Genomic DNA, 15,996 nt, shown 5'->3' with positions numbered 1-15,996 from the left:
GGCTGGTAATGCTGATGTTTCAAGAGTCCTTCATAGTTTTTAACAGGGTATACTGTAAAAAACTTTTCGCTACAGAAGAGATTCACTGCTTAAATTTTACTGACTTCCTGAGCTTCATCTTATATTATTTTTTACCGATAGTAACTCGCCATATTGCTGGTCCCTGTTCCGTATATTCCCATGTAAATGCAGCTTCCCCCCGTTCGATCATCAATTGATAATGAAGTGGTTTTGGATCATGATCATTGGAAAGCTCCATATATTCGCCCGGCTTTAAACTATCAAATATTTCGAAAATCTTCGGATGACGAAAACGCGGCTCAATCTCCGGGGCATGGATTTTGGTTACAAAGTCTATGTTGTCCATTATTTTTCCTCCCTCTTCGTTTTATTACCACACACTTACTATAAAGGATAAATGCTATATAGGATGTGAGAATAAACACCTTCCAACTATGATTTTTATCACGCTATTAAAAACTGTTGACAATTAGGCTAATAACTTGGGGTGGAACGTGCTAAAATGATAAATAAGGATCAATATTTAAGATTTTATCTGCAGAAAAGAGGATGATTATGAACAGTCAATCCATTCAGGAGCTTCTGCAAAAAGTTCCCTTATTCAAAGATTTAACGGATTATGAAATGGAACCGATTGTAGATCTTGCAAAATCTCGAATATACCGGCGTGGGACACACATATTCATGCAAGGAGACCCATTAACGAACGTCTATTTTATCCACCAGGGAAAAGTGAAAATATACAAGACAGATTTTCATGGAAAGGAGCAAATCGTTAATGTCCTGCAGCGTGATGATATGTTTCCCCATCAAGGCTTTTTCAGACAGGACAATTACCCGGCACATGCGGAGATACTGGAGGATGCTACGCTAATCTATATTCCAATCCATTCTTTTGAAAACTTTCTTATCACCCATCCGGAAATTTGCATAAAGTTATTTCGTGTGTTAGGTGATATTATCGTTGATTTGCAAAGTAGATTGGAAGAGAAGATTTTGCACAATACGTACGAACAAATTGTTAAGCTTCTATTACGGCTTGCCCGGCAATACGGCACGAAGACAAGCGATCGTCACATTCGTGTAGCTACCCATTTTACCAACCGGGAGCTTGCCAACATGATTGGATCCAGTCGTGAAACGGTAAGCCGTACATTAACACAGCTGCGAAAGCAAAAATTGGTAACAATGGATAAAGCCGGTTTTTTCCTGCTGGATACGGAAAAATTGGAAGACGAGATGTTTTAGCCTACAAGCGACTGCTGGCATTGTAGTCGGTGTACTAACCTGCAACCTCAAACAGAATGACCCGAATATTCGTATATTTAGATTTAGTAAACTGCACAGCCATAGCTCTCTTGTCATAAAGAAGGCTGTCCTTTCATCGGACAGCCTTCTACTGCTAATCTACGGCTTTCCCATTCCCCGCAAAAACTGCAGCATCATCGTAATACTTTTATTAATCTCGGGATCCTTAAGCGCCTTTAACAGATCGAGCGGTCTGGTTGGTTCAGTTCGTTCATATGTGCGTGCCTCTTCCATCGCGTTGTTTAGTTTAGTTGTAAAATATTTCAGATCATCCACCCGGAGATCACCAAGCAGGAAAACCAATTTTCCGGCATTCTCCATTATTTCGGCATACTGTTCCTTGTTCAGTTCCCCCATAATATTTTCCATTGCTTCTTCTTTATGCTTCACAAGCGCGTTTATCATATCAAGGAACCCATTATCATGGATCGTTGACAATAAATCAATGCCTTTCAAAATAGCTTCTTTATTATCACTGACAGCTTTTATGACTTCTTCTATATTGCGCTCCTGAATGACCTCTTCAGGAATTTCCATTCGTTTAATGCTTGAAATAGGATTTGCCACTAGTTTTTCACCTTGCTTCCTGGAAAGATATAGTCTTTACGTTCCCATTTTCGTTCCACATTGACACTGATTTGCGGCTGCCGATTCCCTTTCCTGTGGTTGTGTGATGGGATTGGACTATTCCCTTTTCTCTGCAAAACTACCATTTTCGCGGCTACTTCCTTGTAAGCCGGTGTATTACTATCCTTATCGACTTTATTATTCGTTAAATAATTAATTGCCGATTTCCCATTATCATTTAAGGGCAAATAAAGCTCTTTCCCTTGTACTCGATCTGTTATATGGACTGATACTTTTACTTCTCCTTCTCTTGAGATCAGCTTCACTTTCGCCCCTTCTTCGACACCACGATCCTTGGCCAGCTCATGGGAAATTTCGACAAATGCGTTTGGTAATTCATGCGTTAATCCTGCTGATTTATAGGTCATATTACCTTCATGAAAATGCTCAAGCACCCGACCATTGTTAACATGCAAATCGTATTCCTCATCTGTATCATAATCATAGTTAAAATCCAATGGGTACAATTGCGCCTTATTATCCTCAAACGGAAACCCATCAACATATAATAACGGTGTATCAGTACCATCTTGTAAAACCGGCCATTGCAAACTACTATAGCCTGTTAAACGATCATAGCTTACTCCTCTAAATAATGAAGCAAGTTTTGCTGCTTCATCCATAATTTCCGATGGATGGGAGTAATTCCAGTCATAGCCCATTTCTTTTGCAATTAACGTGATGATTTGCCAATCCGGCTTTGCATCCCCGACCGGATCAAGTGCTTGGTATAACCGTTGGATGCGCCGTTCGGTGTTCGTAAACGTTCCTTCTTTTTCCAGACTAGGGACTGCTGGCAAAATAACGTCAGCATATTCAGCTGTTTTCGTTAAGAATAAATCCTGTACAATAAAGAAATCCAATTTTTCGAAGGCATTAGTTACGTAGTTTATATTTGCATCGACAACACCAGTATCTTCCCCTAAAACATATAAAGAATGGAGCTCACCATCATGAATAGCACGGATCATCTCATGGTTGTCCTTACCCGGTTCTCTTGGAATCTCAGTATTCCATGCTTTTTCATAACGCTCCCGAACTGCATCATCGGTTACTTTTTCATAGCCCGGGAAGAAGTCTGGCATACTACCAAAATCACTGCACCCTTGTACATTATTGTGTCCCCTTAACGGATATGCCCCAGTACCATTTCGCATATAGTTACCGGTGATTAGCAACAAATTGGATATTGCCGTGCTTGTGTCACTTCCCAACGTATGCTGTGTTACACCCATCGCCCAGCAAATGGCCAATTTATCGACACGAACTATTTCCTGGGCAATTTCCTTTAAATCGGCTTGGGAAATTCCCGTTAATTCCTCAGCATACGCTAACGTAAATTTTTCCAGACTTTTTTTGTATTCAGCAAAGTTATTGACCCATTTATCAATAAACTCCCGGTTTTCCCAGCCTTGGTCAATAATATATTTTGTCACGGCAGACAACCAGACTAAATCAGTTCCGCTTTTGGGCCGGAAAAATCGATCGGCTCGCTGGGCCATTTCATGTTTCCGTAAATCGAACACGTACAGTTTTTGCCCGAAAAGTTTGTGTGAACGCTTAATTCTTGAGGCAATAACGGGATGTGACTCCGCAGTATTCGACCCAATAACTATCACCATATCTGCTTGGGCGATATCGTCAATCGAACCGGAATCACCGCCATGCCCAACAGTCCGAAACAGCCCTTTCGTTGCAGGAGCCTGACAGTAGCGGGAGCAATTATCCACATTATTTGTACCAATAACTTGTCTTGCCAGCTTTTGCATAAGATACGATTCTTCATTGGTTGCTTTCGATGAAGAAATAAAGCCAAGTGCATCTGGACCATGTTCTGCGCTAATTTCCTGAAATCGTTTTGCGATAAAGTCCAATGCTTCTTCCCATTCCACTTCAGCAAAATGATCCTCTTTTCGGATGAGCGGCCTAGTAATCCGTTCCTCTGAATTCACGTAATCCCAGCCGAATTTCCCTTTTACACAAGTGGAAATGCCATTTGCTGGGGAATCTTTTTGTGGCTGGACTTTTAATATTTTCCGGTCCTTTGTCCATACATCAAACGTACAGCCTACCCCACAGTATGTACATACCGTCTTCGTTTTTTCAATCCGTTCTTCCCGCATTGCGGCTTCTGTATCCGAGACCGCAAATAAAGGCCCGTACCCCGTTTCTGCTTTTTTCGTTACTTCAATCATCGAGCGTAACAAGCCTGGTTTATGGTCGGTCATATAGCCAGCTTCGCCTTCCATGGACGTTTCCATTATCGCATTACAGGGGCAAACCGTTGCACACTGGCCGCAACTGACACAAGATGATTGATCAATTGGTACGTCATTATCCCAGATAACACGCGGTTGTTCTCTGTCCCAGTCAATAAGTAAAGTTTCATTCACCTGAACATCCTGACAAACTTCAACACAGCGCCCACATAAGATACATTGATCCGGATCATACCGGTAAAACTTGGACGAACGATCAACCTCATATGGCTTTGCTTGAAAAGGCCTTGCCTGATGTTCCAATCCGAAATCAGCAACCGTATTATGAATCTCGCATGTTCCATTGTTGTAATCGCAAACCGTACAATACAATTCATGCTTTTCTAATATTCTGTCTAACGCTTCCTTCTGTGCAGTATGGACCATTTCAGCGGTTGTCTCCACCTCCATCGCCTCGGTAATGGTTGTACCACATGCGCGGACAATTTCCCCATTGACCTTGACCATGCACGTGTCACAGGTCTGAATGGGCCCTAGTGATTCGTTATAACATATTTGTGGTACAAATTCGCCCGTAGTATTTATCAAATCTAGTAAAAGCTGTCCTGGTTCTGCCAGATATTCTCTACCATTTATTGTTACAATGATATGCTTTTGCATCAAGCTTTCCTCCCTATTTGGAAAAATACAGATTCCGCTGCACATCCCCATATATGCGCGAATCATGTGTATATACATTCAGTTTATTTTTGCGGACAAAACCAACTGCCGTAATGTGCAAATCATCAGCCAGTTTTAATGCCAAATCTGTAGGCGCTGATTTTGCTAACAGAATGCCCCCTCCCATTTTGGATACCTTCAAGACTACTTCAGAGGAAATCCTGCCACTAAATAAAATACATTTATCTTTCATTGACAGTTTATTTTGCAAAATAAATCCATATAGCTTATCAAGCGCATTGTGTCTGCCAATGTCAATGAAGGAGCTGATAATGCCGTTGCCAGCTGCCAGTGCTGCCTGGTGTACACCACCAGTACGATCAAACGCCTCGGCGATGTAATCGAATTGTTTCATCAAGTCAAGCGCCTGATCAGTGGAAATCGTTATTCTTGTTGTAATCGTTTTAGCTGTTTTAACGTCCTGTTTCAAATAAAATTCCCTGCTTTTACCACAGCAGGAACCAATCCATCGTTCAGTTCGTTCCGTAAATTCGATCGTGTTAACGAGCTCGACATAAGCAAACCCCGCCACATCGTCAATTGTTAATGCTCTCATTTGTCCGATCGATCGAATAATACCTTCTGAAGCCAAGAAGCCAATAACTAATTCTTCTAGATGATTTGGCGTACAAACAATCGTGGCGTATTGTGTACCGTTGATCACAATCGTCATTGCCGATTCGCGAGCGATTTCGTCTTCCTCTATTGTCTGCAGGTGGTGATGATATTTCGTTGTCTTCCATAATGTTGTACTATTTTTGTCCATAATCGCTCCTCCCTTTGACCATAAACCATACCTTTTCCCACGTAAGACCGACTATTAAATTATATTTCTAACAAGCGCCGATGATTCCACTAACGTGGTTCATTAACAATACCCGAAATTTCGATGTTTGCATCATATTGCTCACCTTGTAATCGTTTCATATCAACCCTGATCCATAGGGAAAGAATCAAAGCAACGATGAAAAGAATGCCAAAGACAAACATCGTAATATTGTAGCTTTTCGTTGAATCATAAATTAGTGATAAAAGAAGCGGACCAGCCACGCCAGCCATTGCCCAGGCAGTCAGAATATAACCGTGAATAGCACCGAGCTGTTTTGTCCCGAATATATCGCCAATATAAGCAGGAACGGATGAGAAGCCACCACCGTAACAGGACACAATGAAAAACACCAGTATTTGCAGCAATATTGCACTTGCAGCAAATGGCAAAAGAAAGAATGCAGCAATTTGAATCACAAAAAACGTGGTATAAACATTTGGACGTCCGATATAGTCTGACAACGTTGCCCAGCCGATCCGACCGCCACCATTAAATAACCCCATAATTCCAACCATGGCTGCAGCCGCGGCAGGTGTCATCCCGGCAATTTGCTGAGCCATTGGAGATGCAACTGAAATGATAGCAATTCCACATGTTACATTCAAAAACAGCATAAACCATAACATCCAAAACCGGCGCGTTTTTATTGCTTCATTCGCAGTAAGCTGGGAAAGATCCGGTTTAATTTTTCGTGTACCATTTTGTTCACTTTCTCGAAATCCTTTAGGTGCCCAGCCCTTTGGCGGTGGGGCAAGATACAAAGAGGCGAGGCTCATAACGGCAAAATAAATAATTCCAAGAATAAAAAACGTGTTGGAAATTCCTACTTTAACGATTAAGGATGCAGCTGCCGGGCCACTAATTAATGCCGCAAAACCAAAGCCCATAATGGCAAGACCCGTAGCAAGTCCCCGATGATCGGGGAACCATTTGACCAGCGTCGATACTGGAGCTATGTATCCTATCCCCAAACCAATTCCACCGATAATACCGTAGAAAAAATACAATAGAAGCAATGATTCCATTGCTGTGGCAAGACCTGAACCAGCTACACCGACACCAAAAAACAGCGCAGCCAGCATTGCTGATTTTCTCGGTCCATGTTTTTCAACAAATCTGCCCATAAAAGCAGCAGCAAACCCCAAAATAAAAATGGCAATACTAAAAACGAGCGAAATTTCTGTCGTACTCCAGCCAAATTGGTCTACCATCGGATTTGTAAAAACACTCCATGCATAGGCGGATCCAATCGAAATATGAACCCCGACAGCAGAGGCAGCAATTAACCAGCGATTTTTAACCCTCTCCAATGACATCCTCTCCCCTTTTGGTTTTCAATTATAAACACTTTGTGAATTAAATTTAAAGCAAATTTATCATGTAAGCGTATGCAAGTCAACCAGCATTTTGACTTTATTGAATTTTCATCGCGCTTTCCATTACGTTCCCACATTCTTGGTGATGTTTCACGTTTTACGTTGCATATGGACTTGTGACATTAATCACTACTTTTCTAATTGAAAATAATTATCATGGGGTATAACAAAGGCATATGAATCCGTAATACGAGGTGATAGTTCAATGAGCACAAAAAAATTTATCGAGTTAGATGTACGGGAGGATCTTCGTTTAAAAAAAGAGCCTTTCGATAAAATCATGGGAGCCGTGAAGCAGTTGGAAGATGGGCAAGCACTTGTATTACACGCACCCTTTAATCCTGTTCCTTTACATGCTGTTTTAAAGCGCAAAGGGTTCACACATGAAGCCGAAAAAGTAGCGAAAAAGCACTGGAAAGTTACCTATATCAAAAAAGGAGTTGAATGAAGTATGATTATTGATAATCGTGGACTAGAACCACCAAAGCCAATGATGCGTACACTAAAGGCATTGGACAAGATGAACAGCGGTGAGTCGTTAACCATTATCAATGACCGTCGTCCGATGTTTTTGTACGAGGAATTAAATGAGCGCGGATATTTGCATGAAACAGAACCTCAGGAAGATGGAAGTTTCAAGATTATCATAACAAAGACTGGTGATTAAACATGATGCCCGGTACGAGCATGAAATCAGACACAAACATTAAATTACCACTGGCTTTTATTCTTTATGCGCTAATAGCATTAGTAGCAGCACAAATAATACTTTTTGTAAATAATGATCTATTAGCTGCGGGAAATTTTCGCATCCCCGACATCTGGATGGGGGCTCATTTTTTGCTGTTAGGATATGCTGTCATGATTGCGATGGGGGCAATGTATCAGCTTGTCCCTGTTGCCTTCCTGACACCGATATGGAATCAAACATTTGGTTTTATCCAATTTCTTGTTACCGCTATTGGGATAACAGTTTTTGCGTTGTTACTGGGCTTGAAACCTGACCAGGCTATCTACGGTGGAATTATGGCCATTATTGGGATCATTATGTTTGTGATTCAGATGGCTAAAACGATCTTAAGGCAGCAAAAGAGAAATTCAATGACCCTATTTGTTCTTGGAGCAATTACCTGCTTTTTTTTAACAATTGTTGCCGGATTTTTGTTAGCATGGAATTTTGCCTTTGGCGGTGTTGGTAACCATAATACCATTTTGCATACGCATATCGTACTTGGCGTTGCTGGATGGTTCACCTTGCTGATTTTCGGGTTTTCCTATAAGCTTGTCCCCATGTTCAGTTTATCTCATGGTTATTCGATGAAATGGGCAAAAACCGCCTTCTTTACCTATATTGCAGGATTGCTCGGATTAATTGGATCATTTTGGACAGGAAGTGCATTGTTATCAGGAATTGGCTGGATTTTGCTGTTAGCCGGATTTAGCTTCTTTTTCTTTGATATTCGGGAAATCCTCGCAAAACGAATTAAGAAAAAATTGGATCGTCCTTTTTCATTTTCTTTGTTAGCCATTCATATTGGTTTAGGTGTCCATATAATCGCTGTAGGGCTATATCTTTTTCAGGTAAGTAATCAATTGATTTGGAGCTGGTTGATTTTTCTTTATGTGATGGGCTGGATCATCTTTAGCATTTTAGGATATTTATACAAAATTGTTCCATTTCTATGGTGGACATACAAATACTCGGAACGAATCGGCAAGGAAAAAGTTCCGACATTAAAAGATATGGTTAATGAAAAAGTGGCTGTAATACTGTTTGTGTTGTTTATCATTAGTGTTGCAGGACTCATGCTGTCCGGGTTATTACAACTTAGTATATTTTTACTTATTTTTCAGGCTCTGCTCGCGTTAACTTCATTACTTTACACAATATCCATTATCCGCGTGCTGCTTGTTTAATAATGAAAGGAGAGATTAGAAATGTCATTATTAACAGAGGTTAGGGCATCATTATTTGAAGTGATTGATCCGGAACTTGGTGTTAATATTATGGATTTGGGGCTTATTTATGCGATTGAACTGGATGATAATGATAACGTTAAAATCACGATGACACTTACGACCCCCGGATGCCCGATGCATGATAGCATTGCTAACGGAGTAAAATATCGAGTCGGTCAAATTGAAGGGGTTGCTGAGATTGATGTTAACCTCGTTTGGGAACCGGCATGGTCACCTGATAAAATGAGTGACCGGGCAAAAGAAATGCTAGGGTTTGCATAAAGTGAAGCTTCATTCAGCGGGGGTTTCCGACACACAGGACGTAGCGTTTTTAGTTTACTCACACTTAGAGGTGGGTATTGCAGCGTTAATACATAATAAAATACTAAAGGCTAAAGATACCGCTATATCTTTAGCCACTATGGCGCCTCCTCTTAATAAGGAGGAGTTAGCAGGTAATCGTAGGCCTCTCCTTGAAGAAGCCTATTTTTTTTATGATATCTCTATGCAAATGGCTCCATCATCCCCCGCTAACCGGCGGAATAAATGCGACGACATCACCATCCGCAATTTTCGCTTCTTCGGTTTGATACTCCTCGTTAACCGCAATCATCGCATTATCAAGGTTTTCCAACTGATAGGTTGCCAGCAATTTTGCTTTTAACTCCTTGACCGAAACAACATCCGCTTCGACAGAAATTTTCTCCTTTCCTATCGCTTCCCGCAACTCGGCAAAAAATAACACATCAATCATTTTTCATTTCCTCCTCTGTTGGCAGATTGTCCATATAAGAAACCATTTCTTTCTGATCACCTATCCACTCGGTGCCATCTTCCCAGTGTTCCTTTTTCCAGATCGGGACAATTTCCTTAATTCGTTCAATGGCATATCTGCTTGCCGCAAAGGCATCATTTCGATGTGGAGTCGAAACAGCAATGACAACAGCAATATCGGAAAGCTCCAAACGACCGATACGATGTACAATTGCTGTTTTGGCATCCGGCCATTTTTCACTTATTTCATTACCGATTTGGCAAAGCTTTTTCTCCGCCATTGCAATATATGCCTGGTATTCCAAAAATAATGTTCGCTTACCCTTCGTAAATTCGCGAACGGTGCCAATAAATGTATTAATCGCTCCCGCCTCGGTACGAACAACCTTTGCGATGCAATCATTCAGGTTTATCGGCTGATCGGTAATCCAAAAATCCTTTGCCATCCTAACACCTTCCGTCCAGTATGTAATCCGCCAGCTTAATTACATGTGCTTCCATGTTTGTGATCGGAAACGCAGGATAATTTACACCTTTTAGCAGGCCTTCATCCCATGATCCTACTGCAATTATCGACGAAAGCTTGTTTAAAAGCGATTTGTCCTCTTCACATTTTAATAAAACAATTTTGGGAAAATCCGCTTGTTTAAACCCTTCTACAAACAATAAATTAATCTGCAATAATGTAAATAATCGAATAAGTTCTGTTAAATCCAGATTCGGAAGGATTATTTGGCTGTTAGTTTCTCCTTGAACCAGACTAACGCTTGCACCTGCTGCAAAATGCTGATAATTATCCGTATTCTTTATTAATGCGGGCTCTCCTCCATGTCCGTGATGTTTTAACGAACCGACTTTCAAGCCCTTTTTGGAAAAGTGCGTTATCAAATACTTCATTACAGTTGTTTTACCTGAATTTTTATAACCAACTATTTGGCATGTTTGCATATCCAAGCCCTCATTTTAAAAATCTCATTTTGAAAAGTAAAAAGGCTGATCCATCACTAATGAATCAACCTTGTACCATAACACTGATCAATCTGGAATGCCTAATGCAATCTTTGCATAACGCGACATTTTATCTTTGCCCCATGGCGGATTCCATACGATGTTCACGTTAACTTCTTTTATTTCAGGGATGTCATCAAGTGCCCGTTTAATGTCAGCTTCAATATGCGCGGAAAGTGGGCAACCCATTGCAGTGAGCGTCATGGTTACATCACAAACACCGTCATCTTTCAAATCAACACCGTATATGAGACCAAGGTTTACAATATCAATGCCCAATTCTGGGTCAATAACATTTTCGAGTGCACCTAGTATGTTATCCTGTAACGCTTCATCCATCAGAATACCTCCCTACCTGTTTCTTATTCTTATTTAAACATATTTCCATGTTTTTTTAAATGATTTACCTCACACCTTATAGTACGTACTTGTGCAAAGGTCTTGAAGGCCTAGGCGGCGAGTTTCCGAGCACGGATTTGAACAGAATGTGCTGACTCCTAACGTTGGCGATTGTCGTAGGTGGTTTTGGCAGAAGATCCCCTATTGCCAGCTCGAGATTGACCGCTTACTTTTGGTACTTTTTGAACATCCTCTTACAAATGTGTATCAAACCATTTTACAGTTTCCAAAATGGCGTAACGGCTCACTTTATGATCACGATTTGCTTCTTTGATAAAACGAATATGATCCTGATTCGTATATTGATGTCTTGCTTCATCATAAAAGGTGTACGAATGATCAAACGGAACAACGGAGTCACTTTCGCCGTGCCAAAATAATAATGGCCGCTGATCAAGTTTTTCTGCCTGTTTTGACAGGTCAAAAGTCACAAGTTCTTCATACAATTGATCGATCTCTTCTTCTGTTACAGGCAGTTTCCCCATTTTTTTAAAGCTGTTAACCAATGTTTTAGCATAGGTGGTGATTTTTGGGGATCCCATTAACACGGCAGCAGCTTTTATCCAGGAATATTGCGTTAATGCAGCCGAGGTTGTAATTCCGCCCATACTTGTCCCGGCAACCCCAATTCGGTTGTCTACAATCAATTCCCGCTTCTCAAGTTCATCCTTGATCTCTTTTAATTCCTTTACATTCTGCATCACAATATCCCAAAATGAAATTTGTTTTTTTAGTGCTGAAATTACAATCTCACGCTCTCCATGGTATTCGCTATCAGGCAGAACAACACGGTATCCCTTCTCAGCTAATAAATACGCTATCGGTAAACTATGTTCTTTCGCACTCGTAAAACCGTGAAAATAGATGACAACCGGTAAGGCCTCCTTTTCCTTATTCGCGTCAACAACAACTAATGCTGGAACTTTATTGAAGTTTTTATGTAATACACCAATCATCATCAAGATCCTCTCGTCAATATTATATATAAGTACATATTAGTATTATTCAGCACCCATTTGCAAACAGTTTGAATATCCGAAAGTAAATGGTGTGTTAACTTTTTGCGTTCGTGCAATATTATCCTTTACATTCTGATGAATCACTTATAAACTAGGTTCAGGCGAGGTGAAAACTAATGGAAAACAAACGGTATTTAATTGCGTTGGATTTAGATGGTACACTTTTAACCGATAAGAAGGAAATTAGCCCCCGAACCAAACAAACGGTAATGAAAGCAAAAGAGGAAGGTCATATTGTTGTTATTTCAACAGGCAGGCCGCATCGTGCAAGCATTAATTATTATAAAGAACTTGGATTAAACACACCAATGGTCAACTTTAACGGTGCACTGATCCATCATCCATACGATGAAAATTGGCAGGCATTGCATAATCCAATGCCAAAAAGAACGGCTCTTAAAATCGTTGATGCCTGTTACCAAATTGGTGTGCAAAACATCCTTGCTGAGGTACAAGACAATATTTACCTTGATCAATATGATGAAAAAATCCTGGAAATTTTTCATACAACACAGAATGACCCGCCATTTACGATTGGCAGCTTAAAAAATGAATTAAAGGATGATCCAACATCATTGCTTATTCATCCGGAAGAAAACCACATTCAGAAATTACGAAACCATTTGGACGATTATCACGCAGAATTAATCGAGCACCGCAAATGGGGCGCCCCATGGAATATCATTGAGATTGTAAAGAAGGGGATGAATAAAGCAATTGGATTAAAAAAAGTCGCTCATTATTATCATATCCCAGAAGAACGAATTATTGCGTTTGGAGATGAAGATAATGACTTTGAAATGATCGATTACGCTGGTGTCGGTGTTGCAATGGGAAACGCCATTAATGAACTGAAAACCATTGCCGATCACGTAACAGATACGAATGAAGCAGATGGAATAGGTGTTTTTCTGGAAAATTATTTGAACCTGGATAAAAACGGAAACACCCATATAGCAAGGTAGAACTCCGCCTGTTCTACCATTCGGTACCTGATGGTAATTTCATTTATTGGATAGTTCTTCTTCTATTTAGAAGTATTCCTTCCATTTCGGACAGTATCTTATCCGACTTGGGCAGTTTTTCCTCTATCTCGAACAGTATCTTATTCGATCTGGACAGTATCCCCTTCATTCAGGATCATTGTTTTCCCAGTGACAGTGTTCCGTAAGTATCTCGTTTTTGTTGATTTCCGGCATTTACCTTCTATATTTGCAAAACATCTATCCATACTAGTAGTGAGCGTAGGATATACGTTCACTTATTTTGTTGGGAGGAATCATCATGGGAAAGCACAGTAAGTCGAGAAGATTTACACAGCAAGGCTCAGATTCCGTTAAAAAACATGATGAACGGTTTCCTTACAGAACACGTTTTTCAGATGTGGAACGAAAACATGAGGAAGCTGACAACCACACAGTAGGAGGATTTTAATTGGAAAATAATCTTTTTCAACAAGCCAAATCTGCTGTTAGTCGTTTAACAAATGCTCAAAATACGCCTAGTGAACAGGAAAAACAGGCTGCACAAAATGCTATCCAGCAAGCATACAACGATTGTACAGCTGAGGAAAAGCAGCAATTGCAGCAGCTTGAACAAACACTTAAACAAAAAAACCAATTGAGCTAATCTCCGCAAAAATGGTCTGGGCAGGCAGAAACCACATGCTTGTCCTACCTAAAAGCTTGGTCTTAGTCAATATCTACTTCATTAACAATGATGAAACAGTTTCGCTATTACTAAGCAAATCCCCCTGGCCAATGAAAATTGACCGGGGGATTTTTCATTTATATCTTTTTTCCCTGTTCTTTTTCTGCTAATATAGATGTAAGTAGGTATAATTTTAGGAGGGATTAATACATGGGAGTAAGAGCTGAAGCTACACCGAATCCAAACGCGCTGAAATTTACAACAGATAAATTGATCTTTCAAGGCAACAACAGTATTTCTGTAATGCCCGGGGATACAAGTGAACATGAAATACTCAATGATTTAATGAAGCTGAAAGGCGTTGATAATGTCTTTGGATATCAAAATTTCATTACAGTCAATAAACAATTTGATGTGGAATGGGACGACCTTCAACCTGAAGTGATAAAGGTATTTGAGAGCTACGGATATTAATCCGCGATGGGAACCGAATTATATTATAAAAAAAGCTTGGGTAGTCCAAGCTTTTTTACATAACTTGCTTAATGTTTTATTCTTTCCCAACATCCACTGGTACATAATTTGGATTAACGATCTCACCTTCGTTATTTTTACTATAAAACGTAAAGACCGGAATTTGTTTTGCTGTTTTTCCGTCATCAGGCTGATCAATCGCCAATTCGAAACTCCCCCACCCACTTTTATCCGTATCCAATTCAATTTTTCTCTCTTCCACAACAACGGTATCACCATATTTTAACGTAAAGAAAAATTCGTCATTTGTAGCGTTCGCATTCCCTTTCACTATAATTTTTCCATCTGGTGTTTTAATATCAATATTATTTAATTGTACCGAAACCTTTTCCTTGTCCGCTACTGGCTTATCCTGATTCTGGTTTTCCTTCTGGCCTGGATTATCTTGACCGCTGCAGCCTGCCAAAAGAAAAATGATGGAAGCTAACAATAGTAGTTTTTTCATGCTTTACCTCCTTGCAGCTTAAATTAGTCGTTGCGTCTAAAAAATCCGAAAATCCCTGTTGTTTGCACAATATTGGTGAATGCATTCGGATCCACTTCGGAAATAATTTTTTCCAGGTCATATAGCTCGTACCTTGTAATAACAAGATACATCATATTTTTGTTTTCTTTTGTATACGCGCCTGTTGCAGGTAAAATGGTGATGCCCCGCACCATTTTATTATGAATTGCCTGTTGCAGTTCTTCTGCCTTGTGCGTTATAATCATAGCCGTTACCTTCTCATGGCGAGTATGAATGGCGTCTATAACACGTGTTGTTACATATAATGCTACCATCGTATATAAAGCATTTTCCGGTTCATAAAGTACACCAGCCAACGCAATTATAACAGCATTCAGCAATAAAAAGTATGTACCAATTGGCCTGTCCTTCATTCGGGAAAGTACCATTGCCACAATATCCATACCACCTGTTGATGCACCAATCTTTAGTGTAATTCCTACACCAGTTCCTGCAATAACGCCACCAAATACAGCGTTTAATATAATATCCTCTGATAAGCGAAGTACCGGGAGAACTTCCAAAAAGATCGTTGTGCACAAAACAGAAATTGCACTATAAATCGTAAAACCTTTTCCTACTTTAAACCATCCCAAGACGGCAACCGGAATATTAAGCAGGAATAACAGAATACCAGTACTAATCCGAATATCCAAAAAGTCTTTAAAGATACTCGAAATGAGCTGTGCAGCACCCGTGAAACCACTCGCATAGACATTGGCTTCAATGAGAAAGAAGTTTAATGAAATAGCTCCTAATAAAGAACCGAATATAACAATAATAATCCGTTTTGCCTCAACTAAAAACATGTCTGCCTCCTTATAATTCAATGGGCTTTTTCCCTCTAACCGTTTGCTGAACGATCGAATCTTTACGGGTAGTTAATCCCCGGCATTTTCTTTTCCACTTTCTTTAAGTATCTGGAAGCAGTGTTTCACTGCCCGTTTAGACGGGTAAAAGCTGGCAATTTTGAAAATAATGAAGAAATATACTTTGACTAACTACTATATTAGCTATAAACTAATAAGAAAATAACGTTTTATTTTAT

General features: G+C 40.0%; 21 protein-coding genes. 9 read left to right on the top strand and 12 right to left on the bottom strand.

The genetic code is table 11. The annotated features are described in order from the left end of the window. Nucleotides 1-124: 124 nt before the first annotated feature. Entirely contained in the window at nt 125-367 is a 243-nt protein-coding gene (locus CZ382_RS02910) for a DUF2249 domain-containing protein (RefSeq protein WP_088049737.1), read from the bottom strand. Between the two features lie 209 nt (nt 368-576). Here CZ382_RS02910 and CZ382_RS02905 point away from each other — a divergent pair, with 209 nt between their 5' ends. After that, nucleotides 577-1,269 (top strand): Crp/Fnr family transcriptional regulator, encoded by a 693-nt coding sequence (locus tag CZ382_RS02905; protein ID WP_088049736.1) that lies wholly within the window; start codon nt 577-579, stop codon nt 1,267-1,269. Nucleotides 1,270-1,428: 159 nt separating this feature from the next. Here the strand turns inward: CZ382_RS02905 and CZ382_RS02900 are convergent, their stop codons facing one another. The 4 genes from CZ382_RS02900 to CZ382_RS02885 form a co-directional block, all read right to left on the bottom strand. Further along, complete coding sequence (locus CZ382_RS02900; RefSeq protein ID WP_088049735.1) at nt 1,429-1,896, bottom strand: DUF1641 domain-containing protein; 468 nt, start codon at nt 1,894-1,896, stop codon at nt 1,429-1,431. Then, nucleotides 1,896-4,835 carry a formate dehydrogenase subunit alpha gene (gene fdhF / locus CZ382_RS02895; protein WP_088049734.1) on the bottom strand — a complete coding sequence of 980 codons (2,940 nt, stop codon included), beginning with the start codon at nt 4,833-4,835 and terminating at the stop codon, nt 1,896-1,898. Before fdhF ends, CZ382_RS02900 begins: the two co-directional genes overlap by 1 nt. A gap of 13 nt (nt 4,836-4,848) precedes the next feature. Continuing rightward, nucleotides 4,849-5,661: a formate dehydrogenase accessory sulfurtransferase FdhD gene (gene fdhD, locus CZ382_RS02890; RefSeq protein ID WP_088049733.1), complete on the bottom strand. Its 813-nt coding sequence runs from the start codon at nt 5,659-5,661 to the stop codon at nt 4,849-4,851. Between the two features lie 89 nt (nt 5,662-5,750). Then, nucleotides 5,751-7,034, bottom strand: coding sequence for an L-lactate MFS transporter (locus CZ382_RS02885; RefSeq protein WP_200809509.1), 1,284 nt, complete (start codon nt 7,032-7,034; stop codon nt 5,751-5,753). Between the two features lie 271 nt (nt 7,035-7,305). Here CZ382_RS02885 and CZ382_RS02880 point away from each other — a divergent pair, with 271 nt between their 5' ends. Genes CZ382_RS02880 through CZ382_RS02865 form a run of 4 tightly spaced genes read left to right on the top strand, consistent with a single transcriptional unit; the run spans nt 7,306 to nt 9,341 of the window. Further along, nucleotides 7,306-7,548: a DUF2249 domain-containing protein gene (locus CZ382_RS02880; RefSeq protein ID WP_088049731.1), complete on the top strand. Its 243-nt coding sequence runs from the start codon at nt 7,306-7,308 to the stop codon at nt 7,546-7,548. Nucleotides 7,549-7,551: 3 nt separating this feature from the next. Further along, complete coding sequence (locus CZ382_RS02875; protein WP_088049730.1) at nt 7,552-7,767, top strand: DUF2249 domain-containing protein; 216 nt, start codon at nt 7,552-7,554, stop codon at nt 7,765-7,767. A 2-nt stretch (nt 7,768-7,769) separates the two neighbouring features. Continuing rightward, complete coding sequence (locus tag CZ382_RS02870) at nt 7,770-9,017, top strand: hypothetical protein (protein WP_088049729.1); 1,248 nt, start codon at nt 7,770-7,772, stop codon at nt 9,015-9,017. 21 nt (nt 9,018-9,038) lie between these two features. Next, entirely contained in the window at nt 9,039-9,341 is a 303-nt protein-coding gene (locus CZ382_RS02865) for a metal-sulfur cluster assembly factor (RefSeq protein ID WP_088049728.1), read from the top strand. 238 nt (nt 9,342-9,579) lie between these two features. Here CZ382_RS02865 and moaD read toward each other — a convergent pair whose 3' ends face one another. The 5 genes from moaD to CZ382_RS02840 all read right to left on the bottom strand — a co-directional run bounded on the left by moaD (nt 9,580) and on the right by CZ382_RS02840 (nt 12,196). Continuing rightward, entirely contained in the window at nt 9,580-9,813 is a 234-nt protein-coding gene (gene moaD, locus CZ382_RS02860; protein WP_088049727.1) for a molybdopterin converting factor subunit 1, read from the bottom strand. Beyond that, nucleotides 9,806-10,279, bottom strand: coding sequence for a molybdenum cofactor biosynthesis protein MoaE (locus CZ382_RS02855; RefSeq protein ID WP_088049726.1), 474 nt, complete (start codon nt 10,277-10,279; stop codon nt 9,806-9,808). The genes moaD and CZ382_RS02855 overlap by 8 nt, the downstream gene beginning before the upstream one ends. 1 nt (nt 10,280) lies before the next feature. Next, nucleotides 10,281-10,781, bottom strand: a complete 501-nt coding sequence (mobB, locus tag CZ382_RS02850; RefSeq protein WP_088049725.1) for a molybdopterin-guanine dinucleotide biosynthesis protein B — start codon at nt 10,779-10,781, stop codon at nt 10,281-10,283. A gap of 87 nt (nt 10,782-10,868) precedes the next feature. Further along, a complete protein-coding gene (locus tag CZ382_RS02845) occupies nt 10,869-11,180 on the bottom strand; it encodes a metal-sulfur cluster assembly factor (RefSeq protein ID WP_088049724.1) in 312 nt (103 codons plus the stop codon). 254 nt (nt 11,181-11,434) lie between these two features. After that, nucleotides 11,435-12,196, bottom strand: coding sequence for an alpha/beta fold hydrolase (locus CZ382_RS02840; RefSeq protein WP_088050955.1), 762 nt, complete (start codon nt 12,194-12,196; stop codon nt 11,435-11,437). Between the two features lie 179 nt (nt 12,197-12,375). Between CZ382_RS02840 and CZ382_RS02835 the strand changes: the two genes are divergently transcribed. From CZ382_RS02835 to CZ382_RS02825, 4 genes are all read left to right on the top strand, one after another. Beyond that, nucleotides 12,376-13,224: a Cof-type HAD-IIB family hydrolase gene (locus CZ382_RS02835; protein WP_088049723.1), complete on the top strand. Its 849-nt coding sequence runs from the start codon at nt 12,376-12,378 to the stop codon at nt 13,222-13,224. A 319-nt stretch (nt 13,225-13,543) separates the two neighbouring features. Further along, nucleotides 13,544-13,693, top strand: coding sequence for a hypothetical protein (locus tag CZ382_RS23910; RefSeq protein WP_188724945.1), 150 nt, complete (start codon nt 13,544-13,546; stop codon nt 13,691-13,693). Further along, complete coding sequence (locus tag CZ382_RS02830; protein WP_088049722.1) at nt 13,694-13,888, top strand: DUF3813 family protein; 195 nt, start codon at nt 13,694-13,696, stop codon at nt 13,886-13,888. It begins immediately after the preceding gene. A 231-nt stretch (nt 13,889-14,119) separates the two neighbouring features. Further along, nucleotides 14,120-14,383, top strand: coding sequence for a NifU N-terminal domain-containing protein (locus CZ382_RS02825; protein WP_088049721.1), 264 nt, complete (start codon nt 14,120-14,122; stop codon nt 14,381-14,383). 76 nt (nt 14,384-14,459) lie between these two features. On the opposite strand, the gene CZ382_RS02820 is transcribed toward CZ382_RS02825, so the two are convergent. Further along, nucleotides 14,460-14,888 carry a lipoprotein gene (locus CZ382_RS02820; RefSeq protein WP_088049720.1) on the bottom strand — a complete coding sequence of 143 codons (429 nt, stop codon included), beginning with the start codon at nt 14,886-14,888 and terminating at the stop codon, nt 14,460-14,462. A 23-nt stretch (nt 14,889-14,911) separates the two neighbouring features. Next, complete coding sequence (locus tag CZ382_RS02815; protein WP_088049719.1) at nt 14,912-15,757, bottom strand: YitT family protein; 846 nt, start codon at nt 15,755-15,757, stop codon at nt 14,912-14,914. Nucleotides 15,758-15,996 lie beyond the last annotated feature (239 nt).

This window comes from Virgibacillus dakarensis (genome assembly GCF_900155625.1).
Classification (GTDB): domain Bacteria; phylum Bacillota; class Bacilli; order Bacillales; family Amphibacillaceae; genus Lentibacillus_C; species Lentibacillus_C populi.
The sequence above is the reverse complement of the archived record's forward strand: the minus strand, read 5'-3'. Positions and strand labels throughout refer to the sequence as shown.